Source organism: Pelomonas sp. V22, from assembly GCF_030014915.1.
Taxonomy (GTDB): domain Bacteria; phylum Pseudomonadota; class Gammaproteobacteria; order Burkholderiales; family Burkholderiaceae_C; genus JAUASW01.
On the sequence record NZ_JAGIXS010000001.1, the window covers coordinates 1,742,090 to 1,765,261 of the forward strand.

General features: G+C 68.4%; 22 protein-coding genes and 1 riboswitch. Of the genes, 8 read left to right on the forward strand and 14 right to left on the reverse strand.

All coding sequences use genetic code 11. From position 1 onward, the window contains the following. Nucleotides 1–7 precede the first annotated feature (7 nt). Genes J7U46_RS07870 through J7U46_RS07880 form a run of 3 tightly spaced genes read left to right on the forward strand, consistent with a single transcriptional unit; the run spans nucleotide 8 to nucleotide 3,100 of the window. Entirely contained in the window at nucleotides 8–1,810 is a 1,803-nt protein-coding gene (locus tag J7U46_RS07870; RefSeq protein WP_282824476.1) for a GMC family oxidoreductase, read from the forward strand. Between the two features lies 1 nt (nucleotide 1,811). Then, nucleotides 1,812–2,426, forward strand: coding sequence for a gluconate 2-dehydrogenase subunit 3 family protein (locus J7U46_RS07875; protein WP_282824477.1), 615 nt, complete (start codon nucleotides 1,812–1,814; stop codon nucleotides 2,424–2,426). Nucleotides 2,427–2,434: 8 nt separating this feature from the next. Beyond that, nucleotides 2,435–3,100 (forward strand): DUF1080 domain-containing protein, encoded by a 666-nt coding sequence (locus J7U46_RS07880; RefSeq protein WP_282824479.1) that lies wholly within the window; start codon nucleotides 2,435–2,437, stop codon nucleotides 3,098–3,100. Between the two features lie 21 nt (nucleotides 3,101–3,121). On the opposite strand, the gene J7U46_RS07885 is transcribed toward J7U46_RS07880, so the two are convergent. The 4 genes from J7U46_RS07885 to J7U46_RS07900 are packed head-to-tail and all read right to left on the reverse strand — an operon-like array spanning nucleotide 3,122 to nucleotide 6,978. Further along, complete coding sequence (locus tag J7U46_RS07885) at nucleotides 3,122–4,726, reverse strand: cryptochrome/photolyase family protein (protein ID WP_282824481.1); 1,605 nt, start codon at nucleotides 4,724–4,726, stop codon at nucleotides 3,122–3,124. Continuing rightward, nucleotides 4,719–4,898, reverse strand: a complete 180-nt coding sequence (locus tag J7U46_RS07890) for a DUF2256 domain-containing protein (protein WP_282824483.1) — start codon at nucleotides 4,896–4,898, stop codon at nucleotides 4,719–4,721. The genes J7U46_RS07885 and J7U46_RS07890 overlap by 8 nt, the downstream gene beginning before the upstream one ends. After that, nucleotides 4,895–6,394: an FAD-binding domain-containing protein gene (locus tag J7U46_RS07895; RefSeq protein ID WP_282824485.1), complete on the reverse strand. Its 1,500-nt coding sequence runs from the start codon at nucleotides 6,392–6,394 to the stop codon at nucleotides 4,895–4,897. The genes J7U46_RS07890 and J7U46_RS07895 overlap by 4 nt, the downstream gene beginning before the upstream one ends. Next, on the reverse strand, nucleotides 6,391–6,978 hold the full coding sequence (locus J7U46_RS07900) for a lipocalin family protein (RefSeq protein WP_282824487.1): 588 nt from the start codon (nucleotides 6,976–6,978) through the stop codon (nucleotides 6,391–6,393). The genes J7U46_RS07895 and J7U46_RS07900 overlap by 4 nt, the downstream gene beginning before the upstream one ends. Nucleotides 6,979–7,029: 51 nt before the next feature. Here J7U46_RS07900 and J7U46_RS07905 point away from each other — a divergent pair, with 51 nt between their 5' ends. Beyond that, complete coding sequence (locus J7U46_RS07905; RefSeq protein ID WP_282824489.1) at nucleotides 7,030–7,572, forward strand: DUF2878 domain-containing protein; 543 nt, start codon at nucleotides 7,030–7,032, stop codon at nucleotides 7,570–7,572. A 46-nt stretch (nucleotides 7,573–7,618) separates the two neighbouring features. Here J7U46_RS07905 and J7U46_RS07910 read toward each other — a convergent pair whose 3' ends face one another. Next, entirely contained in the window at nucleotides 7,619–7,951 is a 333-nt protein-coding gene (locus tag J7U46_RS07910; RefSeq protein WP_282824490.1) for a hypothetical protein, read from the reverse strand. Nucleotides 7,952–8,004: 53 nt separating this feature from the next. Next, on the reverse strand, nucleotides 8,005–9,876 hold the full coding sequence (gene glmS / locus J7U46_RS07915) for a glutamine--fructose-6-phosphate transaminase (isomerizing) (protein ID WP_282824492.1): 1,872 nt from the start codon (nucleotides 9,874–9,876) through the stop codon (nucleotides 8,005–8,007). A gap of 136 nt (nucleotides 9,877–10,012) precedes the next feature. Between glmS and J7U46_RS07920 the strand changes: the two genes are divergently transcribed. Then, nucleotides 10,013–10,519, forward strand: a complete 507-nt coding sequence (locus J7U46_RS07920) for an Lrp/AsnC family transcriptional regulator (RefSeq protein ID WP_282824494.1) — start codon at nucleotides 10,013–10,015, stop codon at nucleotides 10,517–10,519. On the opposite strand, the gene J7U46_RS07925 is transcribed toward J7U46_RS07920, so the two are convergent. From J7U46_RS07925 to J7U46_RS07955, 7 genes are read right to left on the reverse strand one after another with little or no spacing between them, the layout of a single operon-like run. Next, nucleotides 10,509–11,690, reverse strand: a complete 1,182-nt coding sequence (locus J7U46_RS07925) for a class I SAM-dependent rRNA methyltransferase (RefSeq protein ID WP_282824496.1) — start codon at nucleotides 11,688–11,690, stop codon at nucleotides 10,509–10,511. The two genes, J7U46_RS07920 and J7U46_RS07925, sit on opposite strands and share 11 nt — an antisense overlap. A gap of 37 nt (nucleotides 11,691–11,727) precedes the next feature. Beyond that, nucleotides 11,728–13,257: a hypothetical protein gene (locus J7U46_RS07930; RefSeq protein ID WP_282824498.1), complete on the reverse strand. Its 1,530-nt coding sequence runs from the start codon at nucleotides 13,255–13,257 to the stop codon at nucleotides 11,728–11,730. Between the two features lie 27 nt (nucleotides 13,258–13,284). Continuing rightward, on the reverse strand, nucleotides 13,285–14,223 hold the full coding sequence (locus tag J7U46_RS07935; RefSeq protein WP_282824500.1) for a tyrosine recombinase XerC: 939 nt from the start codon (nucleotides 14,221–14,223) through the stop codon (nucleotides 13,285–13,287). Next, entirely contained in the window at nucleotides 14,192–14,911 is a 720-nt protein-coding gene (locus J7U46_RS07940; protein WP_282824502.1) for a DUF484 family protein, read from the reverse strand. The genes J7U46_RS07935 and J7U46_RS07940 overlap by 32 nt, the downstream gene beginning before the upstream one ends. Continuing rightward, nucleotides 14,908–15,780 (reverse strand): diaminopimelate epimerase, encoded by an 873-nt coding sequence (gene dapF / locus J7U46_RS07945; RefSeq protein ID WP_282824504.1) that lies wholly within the window; start codon nucleotides 15,778–15,780, stop codon nucleotides 14,908–14,910. Before dapF ends, J7U46_RS07940 begins: the two co-directional genes overlap by 4 nt. A 16-nt stretch (nucleotides 15,781–15,796) precedes the next feature. Next, entirely contained in the window at nucleotides 15,797–16,684 is an 888-nt protein-coding gene (locus tag J7U46_RS07950) for a lipid A biosynthesis acyltransferase (protein ID WP_282824506.1), read from the reverse strand. Continuing rightward, nucleotides 16,684–17,574 carry a lysophospholipid acyltransferase family protein gene (locus J7U46_RS07955; protein WP_282824507.1) on the reverse strand — a complete coding sequence of 297 codons (891 nt, stop codon included), beginning with the start codon at nucleotides 17,572–17,574 and terminating at the stop codon, nucleotides 16,684–16,686. The genes J7U46_RS07950 and J7U46_RS07955 overlap by 1 nt, the downstream gene beginning before the upstream one ends. A 169-nt stretch (nucleotides 17,575–17,743) precedes the next feature. On the opposite strand from J7U46_RS07955, the gene metK reads away from it, so the two are divergent. The 3 genes from metK (at nucleotide 17,744) to J7U46_RS07970 (ending at nucleotide 20,776) form a co-directional block, all read left to right on the forward strand. Beyond that, on the forward strand, nucleotides 17,744–18,925 hold the full coding sequence (gene metK / locus J7U46_RS07960) for a methionine adenosyltransferase (RefSeq protein ID WP_282824509.1): 1,182 nt from the start codon (nucleotides 17,744–17,746) through the stop codon (nucleotides 18,923–18,925). A 148-nt stretch (nucleotides 18,926–19,073) separates the two neighbouring features. Then, entirely contained in the window at nucleotides 19,074–19,685 is a 612-nt protein-coding gene (locus J7U46_RS07965) for a DUF2238 domain-containing protein (protein ID WP_282824511.1), read from the forward strand. Further along, a complete protein-coding gene (locus tag J7U46_RS07970; protein WP_282824513.1) occupies nucleotides 19,682–20,776 on the forward strand; it encodes a crosslink repair DNA glycosylase YcaQ family protein in 1,095 nt (364 codons plus the stop codon). The genes J7U46_RS07965 and J7U46_RS07970 overlap by 4 nt, the downstream gene beginning before the upstream one ends. Before the next feature lie 7 nt (nucleotides 20,777–20,783). Here the strand turns inward: J7U46_RS07970 and J7U46_RS07975 are convergent, their stop codons facing one another. Continuing rightward, nucleotides 20,784–22,817 (reverse strand): hypothetical protein, encoded by a 2,034-nt coding sequence (locus J7U46_RS07975; RefSeq protein WP_282824515.1) that lies wholly within the window; start codon nucleotides 22,815–22,817, stop codon nucleotides 20,784–20,786. Nucleotides 22,818–22,995: 178 nt separating this feature from the next. Next, nucleotides 22,996–23,101, forward strand: a riboswitch (S-adenosyl-L-homocysteine riboswitch). Nucleotides 23,102–23,172 lie beyond the last annotated feature (71 nt).

Here is a 23,172-nt window from a genome sequence, read left to right on the forward strand (position 1 = left end):
GAAGTTCTTGCCTTACATCACCGTGAAAACCAAGAAGCGCGCCTACGACGTCATCGTCGTCGGCTCCGGCGCTGCGGGCGGGCAGACGGCCTACACCCTCGCCATGGAAGGCGTGAAGGTGCTGATGCTGGAAGCCGGCCGCAACTACGACATCGTCAAAGAGACGCCGATGTTCCAGACCAATGCCGACGCGCCCCTGCGCGGCGCCGGCACGCCGGACAAGCCCTTCGGCTTCCACGACGCCACCATCGATGGCGGCTGGCAGGTGCCCGGCGAGCCCTACACGCAGGCCAGCACCGACCCGACGCAGCGCTTCGACTGGTGGCGTGCTCGCATGCTGGGCGGCCGGACCAACCACTGGGGGCGCATCTCGCTGCGCAATGGGCCCTACGACTTCAAGCCCAAGACGCGCGACGGCCTGGGCTTCGACTGGCCCGTGACCTACGAGGAGATCGCGCCCTACTACGACAAGGTCGAGATGCTGGTCGGCGTCTACGGCAGCAACGAAGGCCTGGAGAACACGCCCGATTCGCCCGAGGGCGTGCTGCTGCCGCCGCCGGCCGCTCGCGTCGGTGAGCGCCTGATCAAGCAGAAGGCTGCGCCGCTCGGGGTGCCGGTCGTGCCCATCCACCGCGCCGTGCTCACCAAGAAGCTGGACCACCAGACCCTGCCGGCCAAGCTGCACCCCGGCAACAAGCGGGCCCAGGCCATCCTCGCCAAGGACATGCAGCGCCGCGCCGCCTGCTTCTGGGCCACGCCCTGCGGCCGCGGCTGCTCGATCCGCGCGACCTACCAATCGCCGGCCGTGCACCTGCCGCCGGCCCTCGATACCGGCAACCTCGACATCCTCTGCGATGCCATGGCCTACGAGGTGGTGCTGGACAAGGCAGGCAAGGCAAGCGGCGTGCGCTTCATCGACAAGAGCACCGGCAAGCAGGAAGAAGTGCTGGGCCGCGTGGTGGTGCTGGCGGCCAGCGCGGCCGAGTCGGCGCGCATCCTCTTGAACTCCAGGTCGACGGCCTTCCCGAATGGCCTCGCCAACAGCAGCGGCCTCGTCGGCAGATATCTGATGGACACGGTGGGCAGCGACCTCTGGGGCCATGTGCCGGCGCTCGAGAACCTGCCGCCGCACAACGAAGACGGCGCCGGTGGCGGCCATGTGTACTCGCCCTGGTGGCTCTACAAGGAGCAGCTGAGGGGCGAGCTCGGCTTTGCACGCGGCTATCACATCGAGATTTCCACGGGCAAGCGCATGCCCGGCCTTGGCACCGGCGCCGGCCTGCAATGGCTCAATGGCGGCAACTACGGCAAGGCGTTCAAGCAGGACGTGCGGCGCTACTACGGCTCCTACGTCTATTTCTCGGGCCGGGGCGAGATGATCCCGAACGAGAAGTCCTTCTGCGAGATCGACCCCACGGTGAAGGACCGCTACGGCATCCCGGTGCTGCGCTTCCACTGGCAGTGGAGCGAGCACGAGACGCGCCAGGCCGCCCACATGCAGAAGACCTTTGCCCAGATCATCGAGGCCATGGGCGGCAAGGTGCGCAACGGCCCGCAGCTCGACGGCGCGCGCGCCATTGCCAGCGGCGGCTCCATCATCCACGAGGTGGGTGGCGCCATCATGGGTGCCGAGGCGAACAAGTCGGTCACCAACCGCTGGTGCCAGACCTGGGACGTGGGCAATCTCTTCATCACCGACGGCGCCCCGTTCGCCTCCAATGCCGACAAGAACCCCACGCTGACGATCATGGCGCTGGCCTGGCGCACGGCCGACCACATCGTCGATCGCCTGCGCAAGAAGGAGCTTTGAGATGGACCGCAGAACCTCCCTCCAATGGATGCTCGCCGCCTCGGCGAGCGGCCCGGTCCTCGCGGCCGGCAGCACGACCGAGCGCAAGCCAGCGCCCACCGGCCTGGGCACCGACCCCGACCTGGTGCGCCGCTACAAGAGCGGCGAGCTGTGGCCGCTCTCGTTCACCGAGCGCGAGCGCCGCTGCGCCACGGCCCTGTGCGCCCTGATCATCCCGGCCGACGAGGGCTCGCCGAGCGCGGCCGACCTGCAGGTGCAGGTCTTCATCGACGAATGGGTCAGCGCGCCCTACCCCGACCAGCAGCGCGACCGCGCCACCCTCCTCAAGGGCCTGGCCTGGCTGGATGCCGAGAGCGAGAAGCGCTTTGGCAGCGTGTTCGCCGCTGCGAGCGTGGCGCAGCAGTCGCAGATTGCTGACGACATCTGCAAGCCGCTGCCGGCCGACTCGCCGCTCGCTGAAGCCGCGCGCTTCTTTGCCCGCTACCGCGACCTCACGGCCGGCGGTTTCTACACGACGCCCGAGGGCATGAAGGACGTGGGCTTCGTGGGCAACACACCTTCGCTCACTTTCGACGGCCCGCCGCTGGCCGTTCTCAAGCTCGTTGGAGTCTCCTGATCATGATCATGAATCGCCGCACCCTGGTCAGCGCGCTCACGCTCTGCCTCGCCTCCTTTGCAAGCATGGCCGCCGATGCGCCCAACATGCTCACAGCGGCCGAGAAGGCCGAGGGCTGGCAGCTGCTGTTCGACGGCCAGTCGCTGACGAACTGGAAGGCCAGCGACCAGCCAGGCACGTTCAGCGTCAAGGACGGCGCCATCGTCGTCAAAGGCCCGCGCTCGCACCTGTTCTACCTTGGCCCGGTGGGCAACCACGACTTCAAGAACTTCGAGCTGAAGGTCGATCTCAAGACCTTCGCGAAGGCCAACTCCGGCGTCTACTTCCACACGCTGTGGCAAGAGGTGGGCTGGCCCAGCAAGGGCTACGAGGTGCAGGTCAACAACTCGCATTCGGACCCCAGCCGCACCGGCGGCCTGTGGGGCGTGGTCGACTATCCGCAGGTCACTGCCCCCGACGGCCAATGGCAGACGCTCTCGATCCGCGTGGAAGGCATGCATGTCGTCACCCGCATCGACGGCAAGCTGATCGTCGACTACACGCAGGAAGCCACGCCGGCCCGCCGCAAGGGCCTGGAAGAGCGGCTCTTGAACCGCGGCACCTTCGCACTGCAGGGGCATGACCCGGAGAGCGAGGTGCACTTCCGCAGCATCAAGGTGAAGCTGCTGGATTGAAGCCCGGGGCGCCGCGGCCGCTCAGCCGAACAGATCGCCAACGGCCGGCTGGGCGCCCGCAGTGAGCGGCTGCTGGCCACTGCGGCAGGCGTGGCGCAGCTGCTGCGCCTGAAGCTGGACAGCCGCCTGCTCGGCGTCCGGCAGACGCTCCAGATGGCGGATCTGCGCACCGAGCCGGGCATGGCCACTGAATCGCTCGCGGTGGCGTATCAGGAAGTCCCAGTACAGCGTGGTGAACGGGCAGGCGGCCTCGCCGGTGCGCTCGCCGGGCTTGTAGCGGCACTGCGCGCAGTAGCGGCCGCTGCTCATGCGCTCGATGTAGCGGCCGCTGGCCACATAGGGCTTGCTGGTCATGCCGCCGCCATCGGCAAACTGGCTCATGCCGAGCGTGTTGGGCAGCTCCACCCACTCGACCGCATCCACATAGACCGCCAGGTACCAGGCATGGACCTGCGCCGGCGCCACGCCCAGCAGCAGGCCGAAAAGCCCCGTCACCATCAAGCGCTGGATGTGGTGCGCATAGCCGAGGCCCAGGGTCTGCTGCAGCGCATCTGCCATGCAGGCCATCTCGGTGCGGCCGGTCCAGTAGAAGGCGGGCAGCGGTTCCTGCGCCGCCAGCGCATTGGCTTCAGCCAGCGCCGGCATGCGCGTCCAGTAGACGCCGCGCACGAACTCCCGCCAGCCCAGCACCTGGCGGATGAAGCCCTCAGCGCTGGCGAGCGGCACCGCGCCCGCACGCCAGGCGGTCTCCACGGCAGCCACCACCTCACGCGGGTGCAACAGCTTGAGGTTCATCGCGGCCGAGATCTGCGAATGCCAGAGCACCGGCTCGTCGGGCCACAGGGCGTCCTGCCAGCGGCCGAAGTCCGCGAGCCGCTCGGTGATGAAGTGCTCGAGCGCCGACAGCGCCTGAGTCCGGTTCACGGGCCATGCAAAGTTCGCCAAGGAACCGGGATGGTCGGGGAACTCGCGCTCAACCAGGGCCAGCACTTCGCGCGTTATCGAATCCGGCTCGAAGCGCACCGCCGCCGGCACCCGACCGGGCCCCTGGCGTCCGAAGGCTTCGCGGTTCTCGGCATCCAGGTTCCAGGTGCCACCCACCGGCGCTCCCCCGTCCATCAAGACGCCATGACGCTTGCGCTGCTCACGGTAGAAATGCTCCATGTGCAGGGTCTTGCGGCCCCGCGCATGCTGGGCGAACTCGCGCACGCTGCAGAAGAAATGACGGTCCTCGCGCACCTCGAGCGGCAGCCCCAGCGCAGCAGCCTCGGCACGCAAGGCCGCGAGCACGCGCCAATCGCCCGGCGCGGTCATCACCAGGCCCTCGGGTCGCAGCTGCTCAACCGCCCGCCGCAGCTCACCCGCCAGGCTGCTGGCATTGCCGGGCTCGTCCAGCTTGACGTAGTGCAAGGGCCGGCCCGCCTCGCGCAGCACCGCTGCGAAATGGCGCATGGCCGCCAGGAACAGCGCCGTGCGAATGCGGCTGGACCACACATGGGTGGACTCCTCGCGCACCTCGGCCATCCACACCATGTCGCAGGCGGGATCGAAGCCGTCGAATGCCGAGGCCGTGGGGTCCAGCTGGTCCCCCAGCACCAGGACCAGGTGCCGCAAGCGCTCAGCCACCGGCGCGCTCCACAACGCGCGGACGCTTGCCTCGCCGGCAGGCCTCCGAGCAATAGCGCACCTCGTCCCAGTGGCGCGCCCAGGCCTTGCGCCAGCTCATCGGCAATCCGCAGTGCTGGCAGGGTTTGCTGGGCAGCGACTGCTTGTTGCCCCGATGCTCACGCTCACTCATTCGAACAACTCCCGCTGGGCCAGCGGTGCCGGGCCTGACGGCTGCCGGCGCGGCCGGGCCCGGCTGCTGGGCGGCAAGCCACTCTTGCGCGAGCCGTGGCGCTCCTGGATGTCGGCCGCCTGCTGGCGGGCCTCGGTCGTCTGGCGCAGCGCATACAGGCGCTGCTTGGCCATGGCCACGGCCTGCCGCTCGTCGACGATGGGCGCCGGGTAGGCCGGCGTGCCGAATTCCGGCACCCACTGGCGGATGAAGCGCCCTTGCGGGTCCTGGTCGGCCGCCTGCTTGGCCGGCGAGTAGATGCGCAGCGTGTTGATGCCAGTCGTGCCCGACTGCATCTGCATCTGGCTCCAGTGAATGCCCGCCTCGAAGTCCAGGAACTGCCGCGCCAGGAACTGCCCCGGCTCGCGCCAGTGCAGCCACAGGTGGTAGGCGGCGAAGCTGACCAGCATCGCGCGCATGCGGAAATTCAGCCAGCCGGTGGCGCGCAGCGAGCGCATGCAGGCATCCACCATGGGAAAGCCCGTCATGCCCTCGCACCAGGCCTCGAAGCGCACGCGGTCGAAGGCCGACTCGCGCAGGCCGTCATGGCTGCGCGCGAAGTTGCGGAACTCGATCTCGGGCTCGTCCTCCAGCTTCTGCATGAAGTGGCAATGCCAGCGCAAGCGCCCGGCAAAGGCGCGCAGTTGCTGGGCGAAGTCCAGCTCGGCCGCCGAGCCCCCTTGGCGCAGGCCGCGGATGCGCTGCTCGGTGGCCTGGTGCACCGCGCGCAGCGAGAGGCTGCCAAAGGCCAGGTGGGCACTGAGGCGGGAGCAGCTGTCCGCAGCGGTCAGCGGGCTGGACAGGTGGCGACGATAGTTCGCGCCGCGGGCCGCCAGGAAATCGTCGAGCAAGGCGCGGCCCGCGCGCTCACCACCCCTCGGGCCGGGGCGGGGTTGTCCAAGGCCGAGCGCGCCCCCGCTGACCGGGCCTTCATTCTCGCTGGGCGGCAGTGCGAGTGGCACTGCGGGTGGCCGCCAGGCAGCGGGCGTGGGCGCCTGGGGCGCGTCCATGCGCCGCTGCCAGCGCTCGGCCCAGCCGGCACGCTGGCGCAGGCGGCGCACGACGCCGTGCTGGGGGAACTCGGTCCAGGCCACGCCCTGCGCCGCGCACCAGGCGGCCACGTCACGGTCGCGCTGGTAGGTCCAGCCCGGCCCGGTCTCTTCGTGGCTGAGCAGGTGTTTGAAGGCTATGCGCTCATGCAGACGCTGCAGCGCCTCGATCACAGGGGCCCGGCAGATCCAGAGACGCAGGCCGCGGGGCGCCAGCTGGCGCCTCAGGTCTTCCAGACAGTCCAGCGCAAAGCGCAGGTGCTGCGGGTCGAACTCGGGGCTCTTGAGCCACGCCGGCTCAATGCAATAGACCGCGAGGGCCGACTCGAAGCGGGCTGCCTCGGCCAGCGGCGCGTGGTCGTGGCTGCGCAGGTCGCGCTTGAGCCAGACCACGGCGGTGCAACTCATGGCGCGCCAGCCACCTCCAGCGGCCTCCCATGCGGCACGCGCTGGAATCGCTGCGCCGGAAAGCCGAGGGCGTTTGCGCGTTCCAGCAAGGCCTGGATGCGGGCCTCGGGCAGGTCCGGCTGCCGCGCCAGGATCCAGCCGTACTCGCGCCCAGGCTCGCCCACCAGCACCTCGCTGTAGGCCTCGTCCAGCGCGAGGATCCAGTAGTTGCCATAGAAAGGCCAGAAGAAGCTCACGCGCAGCTTGGCATTGCCGCTGTCGGCCACGACCTTGGCACGGCCCTTGGCCTCCTCGATGGAGCCGTCCGCCGTGCGGCAGCGGTTGCGCACGCGCACGGTGCCCTCGTCGAGGCTGTAGTGCGCCTGCGTGTCGGAGACGCAGCGGCGCTCGAAGCGATTGGGCAGCAGCGCGATCTCGTACCAGGTGCCGAGGTAGCGGTTCAGGTCCACCGAGGGCACGGTCGGCAGCGGAGCATCCGGCGCGGCCTGCGCAGCGGCCGAGGCCAGCACGAGCCCGCCGAGGATCAGCTGCAAGGTCCGGCGAGCGCCAGCGGCGAATAGGGATTTTTTGTAGAAGAGCTGCATGCTGCTTCTACGCCATACAGAATCCGCCTGGATCACCTCAAGGCGCCCTTCATGTCCCTCCTCTCCCGCAAGACGCTCAAGCTCGGCCTGCTGCTGCTGGCCTTTCAGGCCGCCTGGTTTGCCTGCATCCTCGGTGTCGCCCATGGGGCGCCGGGGCTGGGCATCGCGGCTGTTGCCCTGGTCGTGGGCGGGCAGCTCGTCATCAGCGAGGCGCCGCGCCAGGATGGGCTGCTGGTGCTGCTGGCCATCGCCCTCGGGCTGCTGTGGGACACGGCCATGCTGAGGCTGGGGGTGGTGGTCTATGCGGCGCCCGGGCCCATCGAGCAAGTGGCACCGGCCTGGATCCTGTCGCTCTGGGCCTTGCTCGGCGCCAACCTGCGCGAGCCGCTGCAATGGCTGCATGGCCGCTGGTTGCTGGCCGCCCTGGCCGGCGGCGTTGCCGGTGCCATGTCCTACGTCGGCGCGGTGCGCCTTGGTGCCGGCCAATTGCCCGACTTCGGCCTGGCCGTGGCCGTACTGGGCCTGGGCTGGGCGGTGATGACGCCGCTGCTGACGGAGTCGGCGCGGCTGGCGGCCCGCCAGGCGCAGCGCTGAAAGTCCCAAGACGCCCTTTGTCGCTTTGAGGCCTGGTGATTCGCCACTAGGCCTGCCACACGCCGTAGCCGGCCTCGCGCAGGCCGATTGCCACTTCCACCTCCATCTCGCGTGCCGCCTCGTAGGGCATGGGGTTGTAGACCTCGTAAAGCTCGGGCAGCAGGCGCACGCCGTACTTCAGCACGAAGCGATTGGCCTGCACGCCCGCCATGTGCTTGTCGAAGCGCAGGTCGGGGTCCAGGCCCGTCATGCCCACATAGACGCAGGGCTTGGTGATGTCGTGCTGCGGATTCGCCTTGCGAAAGGCCGACTCGTTCCACACCCGCTCGGACAGCAGGACGACGTAGACGTGGTGGTGATGGGTGCGGCGGCGGGGCATGAGACCAGGGTTTTCAACCAGTGGTGGAAATTTCCACCCCGCCGCAAGACGCGTCACTCCACAGTTACGCTCTTGGCGAGGTTTCTGGGCTTGTCGACGTCGGTGCCTCGCGCACAAGCCGTGTGATACGCCAGCAGCTGCAGCGGAATCACGTGCAGGATGGGGCTCAGCGCACCGTAGTGCTCGGGCATGCGGATCACATGCACGCCCGAGTCGCTTTCGATCTTGGTATCGCTGTCGGCAAACACGAAGAGCTCGCCACCGCGCGCGCGGACTTCCTGCATATTGCTCTTGAGCTTTTCCAGGAGCGCATCGTTCGGCGCCACCGTCACCACCGGCATCTCGGCCGTGACCAGGGCGAGCGGGCCATGCTTCAGCTCGCCGGCCGGGTAGGCCTCGGCGTGGATGTAGCTGATCTCCTTGAGCTTCAGCGCGCCTTCGAGGGCAATCGGGTAGTGCAGGCCACGGCCGAGGAAGAGTGCGTTCTCCTTGCGGGCGAAGTCCTCGCTCCAGGCGATGACCTGCGGCTCCAGGGCCAGCACGGCCTGCACAGCCACGGGCAGATGGCGCAGGGCCTTCAGATGCTCAGCCTCCTGTGCTTCCGTCAGATGACCCCGGCTCTGCGCCAGCGCGAGCGTCAGCACGAACAGGCCGACCAGCTGAGTGGTGAAGGCCTTGGTCGAGGCCACGCCGATCTCGGCGCCGGCCCGGGTGATGAAGCTGAACTGGGTCTCGCGCACCATGGCGCTGGTCGAGACATTGCAGACCGTCAGCGTGTGCTGCATGCCCAGTGAGCGTGCATGCTTGAGCGCGGCCAGCGTGTCGGCGGTCTCACCGCTCTGGCTGATGGTGACGACCAGGGTGCGCGGGTTGGGCACGCTGTCGCGGTAGCGGTATTCGCTCGCGATCTCGACGCTGGTCGGGATCTTGGCAATGCTCTCCAGCCAGTACTTGGCCGTGGAGCCCGAGTAGTAGCTGGTGCCGCAGGCCAGGATCAGGACCGAGTCGATCTCCTTGAAGGCGCGGAAAGCGCCATCGCCAAAAATCTCCGGGCTGATGCTGGTGATGGCATCCAGCGTGTTGGCGATGGCCACCGGCTGCTCGAAGATTTCCTTCTGCATGTAGTGGCGGTAGGGGCCCAGCTCGGCCGCGCCGCTGTGGGCGTGCACGGTCTTCACTTCGCGCTGCACGGTCTCGAAGCGCGTGCCGCCGGCATCGAGGTGGCTGATCCAGTAGCGCCCCAACTGCAGGTCGACCACGTCGCCCTCTTCCAGGTAGACGATCTGGTCGGTCACGCCGGCCAACGCCATGGCATCGGAGGCGAGGAAGTGCTCGCCCTGCGCCGGGTCGGTACCGAGGCCCAGCACCAGCGGCGAGCCCTCGCGCGCACCGATCACGCGGTGCGGCTCGTCGCGGCTGAACACGGCGATGGCGTAGGCGCCCTTCAGGCGGGTGATGGCTTGCTGCACGGCCTCGAGCAGGTCGCCGTGATAGAGGTGGTCCACCAGATGGGCGATCACCTCGGTGTCGGTCTGGCTGTGGAACTCGTAGCCCCGGCCGCGCAGCTCGGCGCGCAGCTCGTCGTGGTTCTCGATGATGCCGTTGTGGACCAGCGCAATGCGACCCGCGCTGGCCGCACTGGCGTTCGGGCCATGCGAGAAATGCGGATGGGCGTTGTGCACGGCCGGCACGCCATGCGTGGCCCAGCGGGTGTGGGCAATGCCGGTGCCGGAGGCGATGCCGTCTTCGGCGGTCTGGCCATGCAGCTCGGCCACGCGCGAGGTGGAGCGGGCGCGCTTCAGCTCGCCGCCCTGGTGCACGGCCACGCCACAGGAGTCGTAGCCGCGGTATTCAAGGCGCTTCAGGCCTTCGATCAGGATGGGAACGATGTTGCGCTGACTGACGGCGCCGACGATGCCACACATGGTTGGTCTCCCGGAGGGATGGATGCGATGGCCGGGATACTAGGCAGTCCGACGTGGAATTTGCCGTCAAAATTCGACGACATGTGCAATAATCATCCGTCGTGAAATATTCACGGCGAATAATTTCACAATTTAAATGCAAACGAACGATTCAATCATTCGCAAGCCCTTGGAGCTGGATGCGACCGACTGGCGGCTGCTGGATCTGTTGCAGGAAGACGCCGCCCTGTCCAACCAGGCGCTGGCCGAGAAGGCCCATGTGTCGCCAGCCACCTGCCTCAGGCGGGTCAAACGCCTGGTGGACAGCGGCATCATCGAGCGCCGCGTCGCCCTGCTGTCGCCGGACAAGCTGGGCGCCGGGCTCTCGGCCATCGTCGAGATCACGCTGGACCGGCAAGGCGCGGAGCATCTGGCCGATTTCGAGTCCAAGGTGATGGATGACCCGGCCGTGCAGCAATGCTGGCGCGTCTCGCCGGGCCCGGACTTCGTGCTGGTGCTGCAGGTGGCCGACATGCCGGCCTATCACCTGCTCGTGCAGCGCCTGTTCACGCAGCAGGCGAACGTCCGCAATGTGAAGAGCTTCTTCGCGGTGCAGCGGAGCAAGTTCGAGCCGAGGCTGAACCTGCCGCGGCCTAGCGTTTGAGTATCAAGAGTCCCTTCAGGTACTCACCCTCAGGAAAGCAGATCGTCTGCGGATGGTCGGGCGTGGCGCCCACGCGGTCGAGGATGAAGCCGTCGGCCGGCGCATCGAGGCCGGCACCGGCCACGATCTTGTGGAACAGGTCGGGCGGAATGCCGCCGGAGCAGGAGAACGTGAACAGCAGGCCGCCGGGCTGCAGCAGCTTCAAGGCCAGGCGATTGATGTCCTTGTAGGCGCGTGCGGCGCGCTCGGCATGGGCGGCGGTGGGCGCGAACTTGGGCGGGTCCAGCACGATGGCGTCGTAGCGCTCGCCGTTCTGCAAGGCCTGGCGCAGCGTGGCGTTCACGTCGGCATCGAGTGCCTTGTGGTGCGCCGGGTCGAAGCCGTTCAGCGCCACATGGGCCGTGGCGCGTGCCAGCGAGGGGCCCGAGGAGTCAACGCTGGTCACATCGGTCGCGCCGCCGGCCAGCGCCGCGACCGAGAAGCCGCCGGTGTAGCTGAAGCAGTTCAAGACGCGCTGGCAGCCGTACTGGCGCACGGTGTCGGCGAACTTCTTGCGGTTGTCGCGCTGGTCCAGGTAGTAGCCGGTCTTGTGGCCTTCGGCCACGTCCAGCGTCAATTGCCACTGGTGCTCCTGGATCGTGCGCTCGGTGGGACCATCGCCGCGCAACCAGGCGCGAACTTCGGGCAGCCCTTCGAGAGCACGCACATTGGCATCGCTGCGCTCGAAGATCCTGGTGAGGCCGGTGGCGGCCAGCAAGGCGTCGGCAATGACAGGCTTCCAGCGCTCGGTCCCGGCCGACGAGAACTGCACGCTCAAGACATCGTCGTAGCGGTCCACCACCAGACCCGGCAGGCCATCGGCCTCGCCGTGGATCAGGCGCATGGCGTTCGAAGCGATGGGCAGGCGCGCCCGCACGGCAATCGCCGCGGCGATGCGGCGCTGGAAGAAGGCGGCATCGATGCGCTCGGCTTCGTCGAAGCTCCAGACCCGCGCGCGTATCAGCGATTGCGGGCTGAACGCCGCCCAGCCGAGGAACTCGCCTTCGGTCGACTCCAGCCGCACGGTCTCCCCGCTGTCGCCGCCGCCCTTGGCGATGGAGCCCTCGAAGACCCAGGGATGGCGGCGCTGCAAGGAGCGCTCCTTGCCGGCGCGAAGCTTGATCGTTTTCATGGGGCCGATTGTCTCAGCCCCCGCACAGCACAGCGACTCAGCGGCTCACCGAACCGAAGGCATAGCCCAGCGAGACGTCGACGGTGTTGGTCGACTGGGTCTGGCCCCGCAGGCTGCGCCACTGGCCCACGCCCACGCGCAACCGGGTGCGCTGCTGCTCGCCGAAGCGCCACTGCGCCCACAGCTCGCTCTGCGCGGCCGCGCCGCCCGAAACTGCCACGCCGCCACCGCCCGCCGCCCCGAGCATCAGGCCGGCGCCGAAGTTGAGGCGGCCGTTCTGCAGCGTACTGCTCTGCAGGCCCGCGCCCATCAGGCCGATGGAATAGCCGCCCGCCGAGCCCCAGGCCGCGCTGCCGGCACGCACCGTGGCGTAGGCATGCGCGCCCAGGTCCTGGGTGAAGATCAGCTGCAGCTGGCCAATGCTCTCGCGGCGCCCGTCGCGGAAGCGCAGGCCCGGCTGGTGCTGGTAGCTGAAGAACAGGGTCTGCGAACGCACCGTGCCGCTGCTGGATGCCAAGCCATCGTCGAAGCGCGCCTTGCTGTCCAGCGGCAGGCCGATGGCCAGGCGTGTGTAGGTGCTCTTGAAGTTGCCGCTGGGCGCGCCCATCAGGCCAGCCTCCAGGTGCAGCGACGGCCCCCAGGGCGTGATCCAGCGAAGCGTTGGGCCGCCCTTGACGATCCAGCCATTGCCGGTGTCCAGGTTGCCACCGCCACCGAGGCCCAGGCCCGCGTGCCAGCCCAGGCGCAGGCTGGGACCACCCACCGCCCAGTCCTTGCCGAGCGCGGCCAGCACTTCCATGTAGCCGTCATTACCGCCGGTGCTGGCGCCGGCCGCTTCCAGGCCCCACCAACTGCCCTCATCCAGGTATTGCCGCAGCGAAGCCCCCGCCTTGCCAACGGCCGCACGGGTGGGCTGGCCATCGCGCCCGATGCTGCTGTGGCGGGGACGGTAGCGGCCCACGGTCGGCAGGACCTCGTCGATACCCAGGCCGGTGCGGCGGTAGGTGGAGGCGCTGCGCCCGTCGTCCGTCGGTGCGAAGCTGAAGAAGCCGTCGCTGGAGCCCAGCACAAAGCTGATCGAGCTGCCGCGCACATTGCCGCTGGGGAAGCGCGTGTGCGCCACACCGGCGCCGAAATACCAGTTGCCGATCTCCACCCGGTAGGAGATCTCGGGGCGCAGCATCAGACCGCCGCCGAAGCGCACCTGGTCCGAGCCCACGCCGCCGCCGGCGCCCGCATACAGGCCCGCCGCCACATGGGAGTGACTGCCCAGACGCCAGCGGCGCTGCGCCGTCATGCCCACGGTAAACAAACCACCCATCTTGCCGCGCGCCGCGCCGTACACGCTGGGGCCCACGCCCCAGTCCTCGTTCATGGCCACCAGATAGCTGGCGCCGAGCAGGGCCATGCGGTCGCCGGTGGGCAGCTTCAGTGGCGTCCAGTTGGCCTCGAAGGCCGCCGCCTGCGCGCGCAAGGCGCCGGGCGTCGGAGGGATGGCGTCATCATTGGCCCAGGCACTGGCGACAAGACCCAGCGCCAGGCCCGGCAGGAGGCGGTATCGGAACATAGGCGCGCACCATACCAGGGTGCGGGGCTACTTCTTCTTTGCCCGCGGATGGGCCGCGTCATACACCTTGGCCAGGTGCTGGAAATCGAGCTTGGTATAGACCTGGGTGGTCGCGATGTTGGCGTGGCCGAGCAATTCCTGCACCGCCCGCAGGTCGCCGCTGGACTGCAAGAGATGCGAGGCGAACGAGTGGCGCAGCATGTGCGGATGGACATGCGAAGGCATGCCGGCCGCCAGTGCTCGGGCCTTCAGGCGCAGCCGCACCTGGCCTGCCTGGAAGCGCGCGCCGCGCGGCCCGACCAGCAGGGCCGGCTCATCCGCCTTGGCGATGCGCTGACGCAGCGGCAGCCATTGCTCCAGCGCCTCCAGGGCAGCGCGCCCCAAGGGCACCGAACGACGCTTGCTGCCCTTGCCCAGCACCTGCAGCTCGGCATTGCCCAGCTCCACCCAGCCGGCCGCAGCGGCGCTGCCCTGCACGTCCAGGCCCACAAGCTCGGCCACGCGCAGGCCGCAGCCGTAGAGCAGCTCGACGATCAGTCGGTCGCGCGCTTCGTTGATCGGATCGCCGCCCTCGGACTTGAACTCGGCCAGTTGCACGGAGTCGTCCACCGACAGGGCCTTGGGCAGCGGCTTGCCGGCCTTGGGCGCGCGCAGGCCCTCGATGGGGTTGAAGGCCACGCGCTGCTCGCTGCCCAGCCAGCGGTAAAGCCCGCGCCAGGCCGACAGCATCAAGGCCAGGCTGCGCGGTGCCAGGCCGCCGCGATGCAGCTCCGCCACCCAGCGGCGCGCCTGCTGGGTGCTGAGGCTCAAGAGCTCGACCTGGTCGCGCTCGGCCAGCTGCGCCAATCGCTGCAAGGCCTCGCTGTAGATCGTCAGCGTGCGGCCCGCCAGCCGGCGCTGCACCTGGCACCAGGCCAGGTAGGCCGTCAGGAACTCAGGCCGTGGGGGCAGATTCGTCGCCGGCATCGGCGTCCTGCAGCAGGCGGGCGAGGCCGGCGCTGGCGATTTCGCCGATGCGGGCCAGGAACTCCGTGCCCATCTCGGCCGTGTAGCGCGTGGCATCGGGCGAGCCCAGCACGAGGAGGCCGAAGCTGCGGCCCTGGATCGTCAGCGGAATCAAGGCCAGCGACAGCGCCCCCGCGCCCTCGCCCAGCCAGCGCGCGGCCTCGAAGCCCGAGTTGATGCCGCAATAGGGCTGGGACAGGCTCTCGGCAAAGCTGCGCACGTCGGCGCTGACGGCCTGCGCAAACTCGGCCTCGGCAAACTCCGGCCGCGCGCCCCACAGGCGCAGGCCGGCCAGCGGAATCAGGAACTGGTGGCGCAGCTCTTCCAGCAGCACGCCGGGCAGCCTGGCCGCGTCGGCCGTGAGCATCAGCGCACGGGTCCAGCGGTGCAGGCGGTCGGCAATGGCCACGTTCTCCTGGCCATTGCGGATCATCTCGATCAGCTTCTGCTCCAGGCCCTTGATCTTCTCGCGCAGCATCTCGGCTTGGCGCTCCTGCAGCGATACCGCCCGCGCACTGTGCGGATGGCTGAGCTGCACCGAGGCCAGCAGTTCGGCATGGCGTTCGAAGAAGGCCGGGTTGTTGGCCAGGTAGTTGGCAATGTCCTGCTCGGTGATGCCGTCGGTACCTTGGTGTTGATTGCTGCTCACAGCGTGATCTCTCCTTCAAACACTTGCACGGCCGGGCCGGTCATCAGCACCGGCGCGCTTAGATTCTGTGGTCGGCCGGCGCTGGCGCCGGCCCATTCAATCGTCAGCAGGCCGCCGTGGGTCTGCACGTCCACGCGTTCATCGAGCCAGCCGAGGCGGATGCCGGCCACCACGGCAGCACAGGCGCCGGTGCCACAGGCCAGCGTCTCGCCGGCGCCGCGCTCGAACACGCGCAGTTTCACATGGCCGCGGTCCAGCACCTGCAGAAAGCCGGCGTTGACGCGGCGCGGGAAGCGGGGATGGTGCTCGATCAGCGGCCCTTGGCTCAGCACCGGGGCCGTGGCCACGTCCTCGACCCGCTGCACCGCATGCGGATTGCCCATGGAGACGACCGCCACCTCCACACCCAGGTCGACCAGCGGCCAGAGCTCGAAACCGTTCACCTCGCGCGGCTGCAGCGCGGTGGCATCGAAGGGCACGCGGGCGGCCTCGAAGATCGGCGCCCCCATGTCGACGGTGACGCGGCCATCGTCCTTCAGGTGCAAGGTCAGCAGTGAGTTGACGGTGCGCACGCGGATGCTGCGCTTGGTGGTCAGGCCATGGTCGACCACGTAGCGGACGAAGCAGCGCGAGCCATTGCCGCAGTGCTCGACCTCCTCGCCGGTGCTGCCGTTGAAGATGCGGTAGGCGAAGTCGTCGCCCGCCTCGCGGCCCGGCTCGATCACCAGGATCTGGTCGCAGCCGACGCCGAAGCGGCGGTCGCCGAGCCTGCGCATCTGCTCGGTCGTGAGTGCCAGCGGCGTCTGGGTCGCGTCGATGACCACGAAGTCATTGCCGGCGCCATGCATCTTGGTGAAGCGCAAATTCATGAGGCGATTATCAGCCTCAATAGAGGGAGGGCTCGCCCGCCGGACGGGTCTTGAAACGCTTGTGCACCCACAGGTACTGCGCCGGGTTGGCGCGTATCTTCTGCTCCAGCCAGGCATGCAGCCGGTGGGCGTCTGCCAGGGCGTCGCCGCTGGGGTAGCCGGGGATCGGGTCGCAGGCCTCGACGCGGAAGCCCTGACCGCCCGGCAGCATGGTGACAACCAGCGGCTGCACGATCATCTTCTGGCTGTCTGCCATGCGGGCCGGGGCGAGCAAGGTACAGGCCGGCACGCCGAAGAAGGGCACGAAGGCCGAGTCCTTCTCGCCGAAATCCATGTCGGGCGCATTGACGAAACCATAGCCCTGCTTGATGTAGCGCAGCACCGGGCGGATGCCGTCGTGGCGGTCGACAAAGGCGTTCTTGCCGAAGCGCGCGCGGCCGGCCAGCATCTGCTGGTCGAAGACCTCGTTGCTTTGCGCCTGGTAGACGTCCACCGCCGGCGTGCCTTGCTTGAGCATCAGGGCCGGCGCCGCCCACTCGAGGCCGACGAAATGCGGCAGCAGCCACATCACCGGCTGCTCGCTCCGGTCCGCGAGGCCGATGTCGCCCTCCACCTTCATCAACCGCAGCAGGCGCTGCTCCGGGGCGAACCACAAGAGGCCGCGCTCCAGGAAGCTGCGGCCCATCAGCGCGAAATGCTCGCGCGCCAGCGCCTCTCGCTCGGTTGGGCTCAGTTCAGGGAAGCACAGCTCCAGATTCCTCAGCGCGATGCGACGGCGCGAACGGGCCAGCAACCACAGCAGCGCCCCGAGCCCCCGGCCCAGCGCCACCAGCAGCGGCAGCGGCAGCCAGTGCAGGAGCCACAGCAGGCCTATCAGCAGCCGGGCAAGCAAACGGCCCGCCATCAGGCGCCGCCCTCTGCCTTGGGCTCGGGCTTGGCGGCCACGGCAATGTCCAGCCCGCGCGGCTGCTTGTAGCGGTGATAGCCCCAGAGGTACTGGCCGGGCGCTTGCAGGATCAGGGATTCCATCGCTTGGTTGATCGTGAGGGCTGCGGATTCTGGCGTGGAATCCGCAGCGATAGCCGGTGCGGGTCGCACCCGCGCCACAAAGCCTCGCCCATCAGCGAGGCGCTCGCCCCAGATCAGCAGCAGGGCCGCGCCGGTCTGCTGCACCAGGCGGCCGGCCAGGGTCATGGTGTAGGCCTCGCGTCCGAAGAACGGCACCCAGACCCCGAGGCCCTCGGGCGGCACCTGGTCGGGCAGCAGGCCCACCACATGGCCCTGACGCAACGCGCGAATCATCTGGCGCACCCCCGCCAGGTTGGCCGGCGCCGTGAAGAGGCCGGGGCGGCCGCGCGAGGCATCGACCACCTCGCGCATCCAGGGCTTGCGCGCCGGGCGGTAGAGCACGGTGATCGGGTGCGTCTCGCCCCAGCGCTCGGCGATCGCCTGGGCCGTGACCTCGAAGCAGCCCATGTGCGGCGTGAGTATCAAGAGGCCCTTGCCGGCCTTCAGCGCCTCATCGATCAGCTCCGCACCATCCCATTGCAGTTGGTCGCCCAGCGGCTGCGCGGGTGGGCGCAGCCACAGCCAGGCGGTCTCGGCGATCATGCGGCCAGCCGAGGCGATGGCCGGCCTTCCTGCAGCCGGCGTGAGGCCGGCCTGCTCCACATTGGCGGCGAAGCGGCGGCGATAGGTGGGCGACAGGAGCCAGGTCAGCCAGCCCGCCAGCGCACCCAGCGCGTGCAAAAGCCGCAGCGGCAGGCGGGACAGCAAACGCATCAACAGGAACATGTTTCTATAATTCGGGCATCGCCGAGTTAAAAGGACAACTTGCGGGGCGATGCGGGAGGTCAAAATCCCGCCGGGCTGCGTTCAGCAGCTCAACAAATGCCGCTAAAGCGTTCGCCGCACCGCTCCACCAGCACGGCAACGCCGATGGACCATCTACTGGAGTGTAAAAGTGGCGAACGATTTTCTCTTTACTTCTGAATCGGTCTCGGAAGGTCACCCCGACAAGGTGGCTGACCAGATCTCCGACGCGATTCTCGACGCGATCTTTGCGCAAGACCCCCGTTCGCGCGTAGCCGCCGAAACCCTGTGCAACACCGGCCTCGTGGTGTTGGCTGGTGAAATCACCACCAACGCCCATGTGGACTACATCCAGGTGGCGCGCGACACGATCAAGCGCATCGGCTACGACAACACCGAGTACGGCATCGACTACAAGGGCTGCGCGGTTCTCGTGGCCTACGACAAGCAATCGAACGACATCGCCCAGGGCGTGGACCATGCCTCCGACGACCACCTGAACATCGGCGCTGGTGACCAAGGCCTCATGTTCGGCTATGCCTGCGACGAGACGCCCGAGCTGATGCCCGCGCCGATCTACTACGCCCACCGACTCGTGGAACGCCAGGCCCAGCTGCGCAAGGACGGCCGCATGCCCTTCCTGCGCCCGGACGCCAAGAGCCAGGTGACGATGCGCTATGTGGACGGCAAGCCGCACTCGATCGACACGGTCGTGCTGTCCACCCAGCACTCGCCCGAGATGAGCCTCGGCGACAAGATGACCGACGCCTTCTACGAGGCCATCCGCGAAGAGCTGATCAAGCCGGTGCTGCCCAAGGAATGGATCACGGCCGACACCAAGTACCTGATCAACCCGACCGGCCGCTTCGTCATCGGCGGCCCGCAGGGTGACTGCGGCCTCACCGGCCGCAAGATCATCGTCGACACCTACGGCGGCGCCTGCCCGCACGGCGGTGGCGCCTTCTCGGGCAAGGACCCGTCCAAGGTCGACCGCTCGGCGGCCTACGCCGCCCGCTACGTGGCCAAGAACATCGTGGCCGCCGGCCTGGCCCGCCAGTGCCAGATCCAGGTGGCCTACGCCATCGGCGTGGCCCGCCCGATGAACGTGACCGTCTACACCGAAGGCACGGGCGTGATCCCCGACGACCAGATCGCCAAGCTCGTCAACGAGCATTTCGACCTGCGCCCCAAGGGCATCATCCAGATGCTGGACCTGCTGCGCCCGATCTACTCGAAGACGGCGGCGTATGGCCACTTCGGTCGGGAAGAGCCGGAATTTACTTGGGAGAGAACCGACAAAGCCCAGGCGCTGCGTGCAGCGGCCGGGCTGTAAAGACCGGCATTTGCGTAAGCAAATCCTGGGCTTTGGGGCGGCGCTCATATCGCTTGCGATGTGAGCGCCGACCACAAGGCCGCTGCGATCGCCGCATCTAAGGGCCACCTCGGTGGCCCTTTCTTATTTCCTCTGCACAATCCGGCGCATGCCCAGCATCCGCCCCCTGCAGATCACCGCCGCCGCCAGCCTCGCCCTGCTGGTGCTCAGCTACTTCGGTGCCTACGACCGCGCCACCTGGTGGATGGAGGTCGCGCCGGTGCTCATCGTCTGGCCGCTGCTGCTGGCCACGCACCAGCGCTTCCCGCTCACGCCGCTGCTGCTCGCCCTGGTCTTCATCCATGCCGGCGTACTGATGCTCGGCGGCCACTACAGCTATGCCCGCGTGCCGCTGGGCTTCTGGATGCAGGACTTTTTGGGCCTGGCCCGCAACCCCTACGACGGCATCGGCCACCTGGCCCAGGGCTTCATCCCGGCCATGGCGGCGCGCGAGCTGCTGCTGCGCAAGACGGCCTTGAAGGCGGGCGGCTGGACCTTCACCCTGGTCACCGCCGTCTGCCTGGCCATCAGCGCTATCTACGAGCTGATCGAATGGGGCGCAGCCGTGGCCATGGGCCAGGGCGCCGATGAGTTCCTGGGCACCCAGGGCGACCCCTGGGACACGCAGAAGGACATGGCCTTCGCCTGGCTCGGCGCCATGCTGGCCCAGCTGCTGCTTGCGCGCTGGCATGACCGCCAACTGAAGGGACTGCCGGCATGAAGGCGCCGACCCTCGATGAGCTGCGCCGCTACGCGATCGCGCGCACGCTGTTCAAGCCAACCACGCTGCCGGCTGCGATCAAGAAGCTGGGCTTCGTGCAGGCCGATCCGATGCGGGCGCCGGCCCGTGCGCAAGACCTGATCCTCAGGCTGCGGGTCAATGACTACAAGGCCGGCGACCTGGAGCAGCGCTACACGCGACTTGCCATCGAGGAAGACTGCTTCGTCAACTACGGCTTCGTGCCGCGTGACTGGCTCTCGCTGATGCACCCGCGCACCGAGCGCAAGCCCTGGGACGCCGAACGCAAGCGCCATGCCGAGCAACTGCTGGACTTCGTGCGTCAGAACGGCCCCACCCATCCCAAGGAACTGCTCGAAGCATTTGCCCACCATGGCCGCATGCCCGGCTACTGGGGCGGCGAGCTGAACGTCAGCACGCAGCTGCTGGATGGCCTGCACTACCGAGGCCATTTGCGCGTCAAGCGGCGCGACAGTGGCACGCGCGTCTACGAGGCCATCAGCCATCCGCCGGCCGACGACAGCCCGGAAGCCCGCCGTGCGCGGGCCCAAGCGCTGATGGACAAGATCGTGGCCCTGTATGCGCCGCTGCCCTCGGCCAGCCTGGGCTACCTGACCACGCTGCTGCGCTACGGCGCACCGCATCTGCAAGCCGAGACACGCGCCGTTTGCAAGGCGGCCAAGGACCGCTATGCCCATGCCCAGATCGATGGCGAGACCTGGTACTGGCCGCTCGACGAGAAACCGCGCTCGGCCCGCCATCGCGCACCCGAGGGCGTGACCCTGCTGGCCCCCTTCGACCCGGTGGTCTGGGACCGCCGCCGCTTCGAGCGGCTGTGGGGCTGGGAGTACCGCTTCGAGGCCTACACGCCGGCGCACAAGCGGACCATGGGCCACTACGCCCTGCCGCTCCTGTGGGGAGAGGAGATCATCGGCTGGGCCAATCTTCGCGTCGAGAAAGGACGGCTGAAGCACGAGCTCGGCTTCGTCGAGAAGCGCCCGGCAGGCGCCGCCTTCAAGGCGGCCCTGCAGGACGAGCTGGCAGCGATCGAACGCTTCCTCGGCCTCGACTGAGGCCGCTTCAGCGCTGGCCGAGCCGGCGCTCGACGCGCTGGTGGGCCTCGTCGCGCTCCTGGGCACGGCGCGCCCACTGGGCCAGGCGACCGGCTTCTTCGTACTCGGCGCGCAGGTCGGCCTGCTGAGCCTTGAGCTTGACCACGGACGAGGCCGTCAGCGGCGCCGGCAGCACCAGGTTGCCGCGCCAGCTGTCGCCCACACGCATCTGCAGCGGCGCCGGCAGCTTGTCGAAGTCGGCGGCTGCCATCCAGGGCACGACCTTGGCGGCCGCCAGCTTCAGGCGGGCACGCAGGCGCGGGTCGCCGATGCGGCCGCGCTGGCCCCAGCGCACATCGCTGGTGACGATGGCCGTGTCGGTGCGCGGCACGAAGGCCGTGTCGCGGGCGATGCCCAGGCGCAGGCTCATCAGGGACTCTTCCACCGTCATGGCCAGGTCTTCGAAACGGCTGCTGTAGGCATACATGTCGGAGGCCAGATCGGCGGCAAACAGCGCGCCGACCTGCGTGGCTGTATAGGCCTTCTGCGCCGTGGTGGCGGTGGCGCCCTGGAACTTGACCTGGCCGAGCGACTGCAGCTCGCTGCTCGTCAACGGGTAGGCCTGTTTCATCAGGTCGGACACCAGCACGCCCTGGTTGTAGCGGTTGCCGACGAAGGTGTTCAGGTTGATGCCGGGCTGCTGGTTGAGGCTGGCGTAAGTCTCGGGCGCGATGAAGTCGTTCGCATGCGAAAGCTCGTGGTACAGCAGCGGCGCGAGGTCGGCCTCCACGTCGGCCATCGTGCGCGTGACGCGCAGCGCCGGGTCGAAGAAGGCGCTGTAGTAGTCGCTCCCCTTGGCATAGCGCCAGATGTCCTGGAACTGCAGGCCCACGGTGTAGGCGGCGCGGTAGTCGGGCGCCTCGTCGATGGTGTCGCGCTCGGCAGGCGTCATCCAGACGTTGTCGGCATCCAGGTAGATGGCGCCGGTGGCCGGCTGGTAGAACGAGGGCCGCACATGGGAGCCGATCACCACGGCCGTGGTGCTCATCAGCATGCGGCGGAAGTCGCCACGCGTGTCCTGCTGCTGCAGAAAGCGCTCGAAGTTGGCGCCCTGCCAGTCGTGCGAGACGACCACGCGGTTCATCACCTGCTCGATCGTGGGCAGCGTGCCGCCGCTTTCCTGCCCGAGCAGCGGCAGCCGGCCCACGGTGCAGGCATTGCCCGCCGTCAGCAGGGGCTCGTAGACGCAGCCGACCAGCACCGAGGCGTAGCTGCCCGCCGGCCGGTAGGCATGGACGCGCGAAACATGGTCGCCCGACCAGATGTAGGTGTTGTTGTTCGCCGGCGCCTGGTCCTGCTTCTCAACGAGGACGATGACCTCCTGGCTGTCCGTGCCGCTGGCCATCTGCACCGTCGCGCGGAAGCGCAGCAGCGTGTCCTGCGTGACCGTGGGTGCCACGAACTGGCGGGCCAGGCTGTCCACCGTCTGCAGATCGACGGTCGGGCCTTCCAGCTGGGCCCAGCTGACGTTCTGCACCGCTTCGCCCGAGGTCGACCAGGCGCGGATCGACACCTTGCCGCCCATGCGCACGGCCTGGTGGTTGCGCACGATGGCCTTGGCCGGCGTGGTGGGGGCCGTGATGTTGAGCGTCACGTCGCGGGTCTGGGCGGCGCCGGCCACGTCCGTGTAGCTGACACGGAAGCCATAGTCGCCGGCCACCGTCGGCTCGAAATGGATGACCTGGGTCTGCGCGCTCAGCAGGCTGACCGTCGGGCCGCTGGTCTGCGTCCATTGCAGCTTGCTGATCGGGCCGCTGCAGCCGGCAATGGCGGCCGCCGCCTGCTTGCCGACCAGGGGGCCGTCGATCAGCACCTGAGCCGAGGGCGTGCCCGCCGAGCAAACAAGGTTGACCGGCGTGGTGGGCGTGGTGGGCGTGGTCGTGGTGCTGCTCGAACCGGCCCCACCTCCGCCGCCACCGCAGCCGAGCAAGACCAGACTGGCGGCGAGCGCCGTGCAGCGGGCCAGAGGGCGCCGCAGGATTTCATGCTTGATGTACTTCATTGCCCTCAACCCGCCAGGCGGGCCCTCCTGTTTCATGGAAATGGGCCGCCCGGTGCCCTCCCAACAGGCCCGCGCGTGCTCCGAGGGCGCGAATTCTCACACGCACCCCCGGCGCTTTTTTGACCCTGGCCTCCTGGTTTAACCCTAGGCGCCGCCACGGCTGGCGCTAGAATGGCGGCCTTCCGAGGAGCGTTGCAACCTTTCACCCCGACCCGGGGCACACAAGGCCAGGCTCGGATGACGAAGTTGCCCAGCAGCTTCATTTGCAACCGCGCTCACCCGCCATGTCTCGCGTGGGTGACCGTTCGTCTCAAGACCAGTCCCCCATCAGGCATTGCGGCTTCATGACCGAAGG

Coding starts and splice junctions, on each gene's coding strand:
- J7U46_RS07890 (WP_282824483.1), bottom strand. CDS start 4,898: ATGAGTGAGCGTGAGCATCGGGGCAACAAGCAGTCGCTGCCCAGCAAA.
- J7U46_RS07925 (WP_282824496.1), bottom strand. CDS start 11,690: ATGAAAACGATCAAGCTTCGCGCCGGCAAGGAGCGCTCCTTGCAGCGC.
- J7U46_RS07975 (WP_282824515.1), bottom strand. CDS start 22,817: ATGAAGTACATCAAGCATGAAATCCTGCGGCGCCCTCTGGCCCGCTGC.
- J7U46_RS07920 (WP_282824494.1), top strand. CDS start 10,013: ATGCAAACGAACGATTCAATCATTCGCAAGCCCTTGGAGCTGGATGCG.
- J7U46_RS07930 (WP_282824498.1), bottom strand. CDS start 13,257: ATGTTCCGATACCGCCTCCTGCCGGGCCTGGCGCTGGGTCTTGTCGCC.
- dapF (WP_282824504.1), bottom strand. CDS start 15,780: ATGAATTTGCGCTTCACCAAGATGCATGGCGCCGGCAATGACTTCGTG.
- J7U46_RS07965 (WP_282824511.1), top strand. CDS start 19,074: ATGCCCAGCATCCGCCCCCTGCAGATCACCGCCGCCGCCAGCCTCGCC.
- J7U46_RS07900 (WP_282824487.1), bottom strand. CDS start 6,978: ATGCAGCTCTTCTACAAAAAATCCCTATTCGCCGCTGGCGCTCGCCGG.
- J7U46_RS07955 (WP_282824507.1), bottom strand. CDS start 17,574: ATGTTCCTGTTGATGCGTTTGCTGTCCCGCCTGCCGCTGCGGCTTTTG.
- J7U46_RS07910 (WP_282824490.1), bottom strand. CDS start 7,951: ATGCCCCGCCGCCGCACCCATCACCACCACGTCTACGTCGTCCTGCTG.
- J7U46_RS07935 (WP_282824500.1), bottom strand. CDS start 14,223: ATGCCGGCGACGAATCTGCCCCCACGGCCTGAGTTCCTGACGGCCTAC.
- J7U46_RS07905 (WP_282824489.1), top strand. CDS start 7,030: ATGTCCCTCCTCTCCCGCAAGACGCTCAAGCTCGGCCTGCTGCTGCTG.
- J7U46_RS07875 (WP_282824477.1), top strand. CDS start 1,812: ATGGACCGCAGAACCTCCCTCCAATGGATGCTCGCCGCCTCGGCGAGC.
- J7U46_RS07970 (WP_282824513.1), top strand. CDS start 19,682: ATGAAGGCGCCGACCCTCGATGAGCTGCGCCGCTACGCGATCGCGCGC.
- J7U46_RS07880 (WP_282824479.1), top strand. CDS start 2,435: ATGAATCGCCGCACCCTGGTCAGCGCGCTCACGCTCTGCCTCGCCTCC.
- J7U46_RS07950 (WP_282824506.1), bottom strand. CDS start 16,684: ATGGCGGGCCGTTTGCTTGCCCGGCTGCTGATAGGCCTGCTGTGGCTC.
- J7U46_RS07895 (WP_282824485.1), bottom strand. CDS start 6,394: ATGAGTTGCACCGCCGTGGTCTGGCTCAAGCGCGACCTGCGCAGCCAC.
- glmS (WP_282824492.1), bottom strand. CDS start 9,876: ATGTGTGGCATCGTCGGCGCCGTCAGTCAGCGCAACATCGTTCCCATC.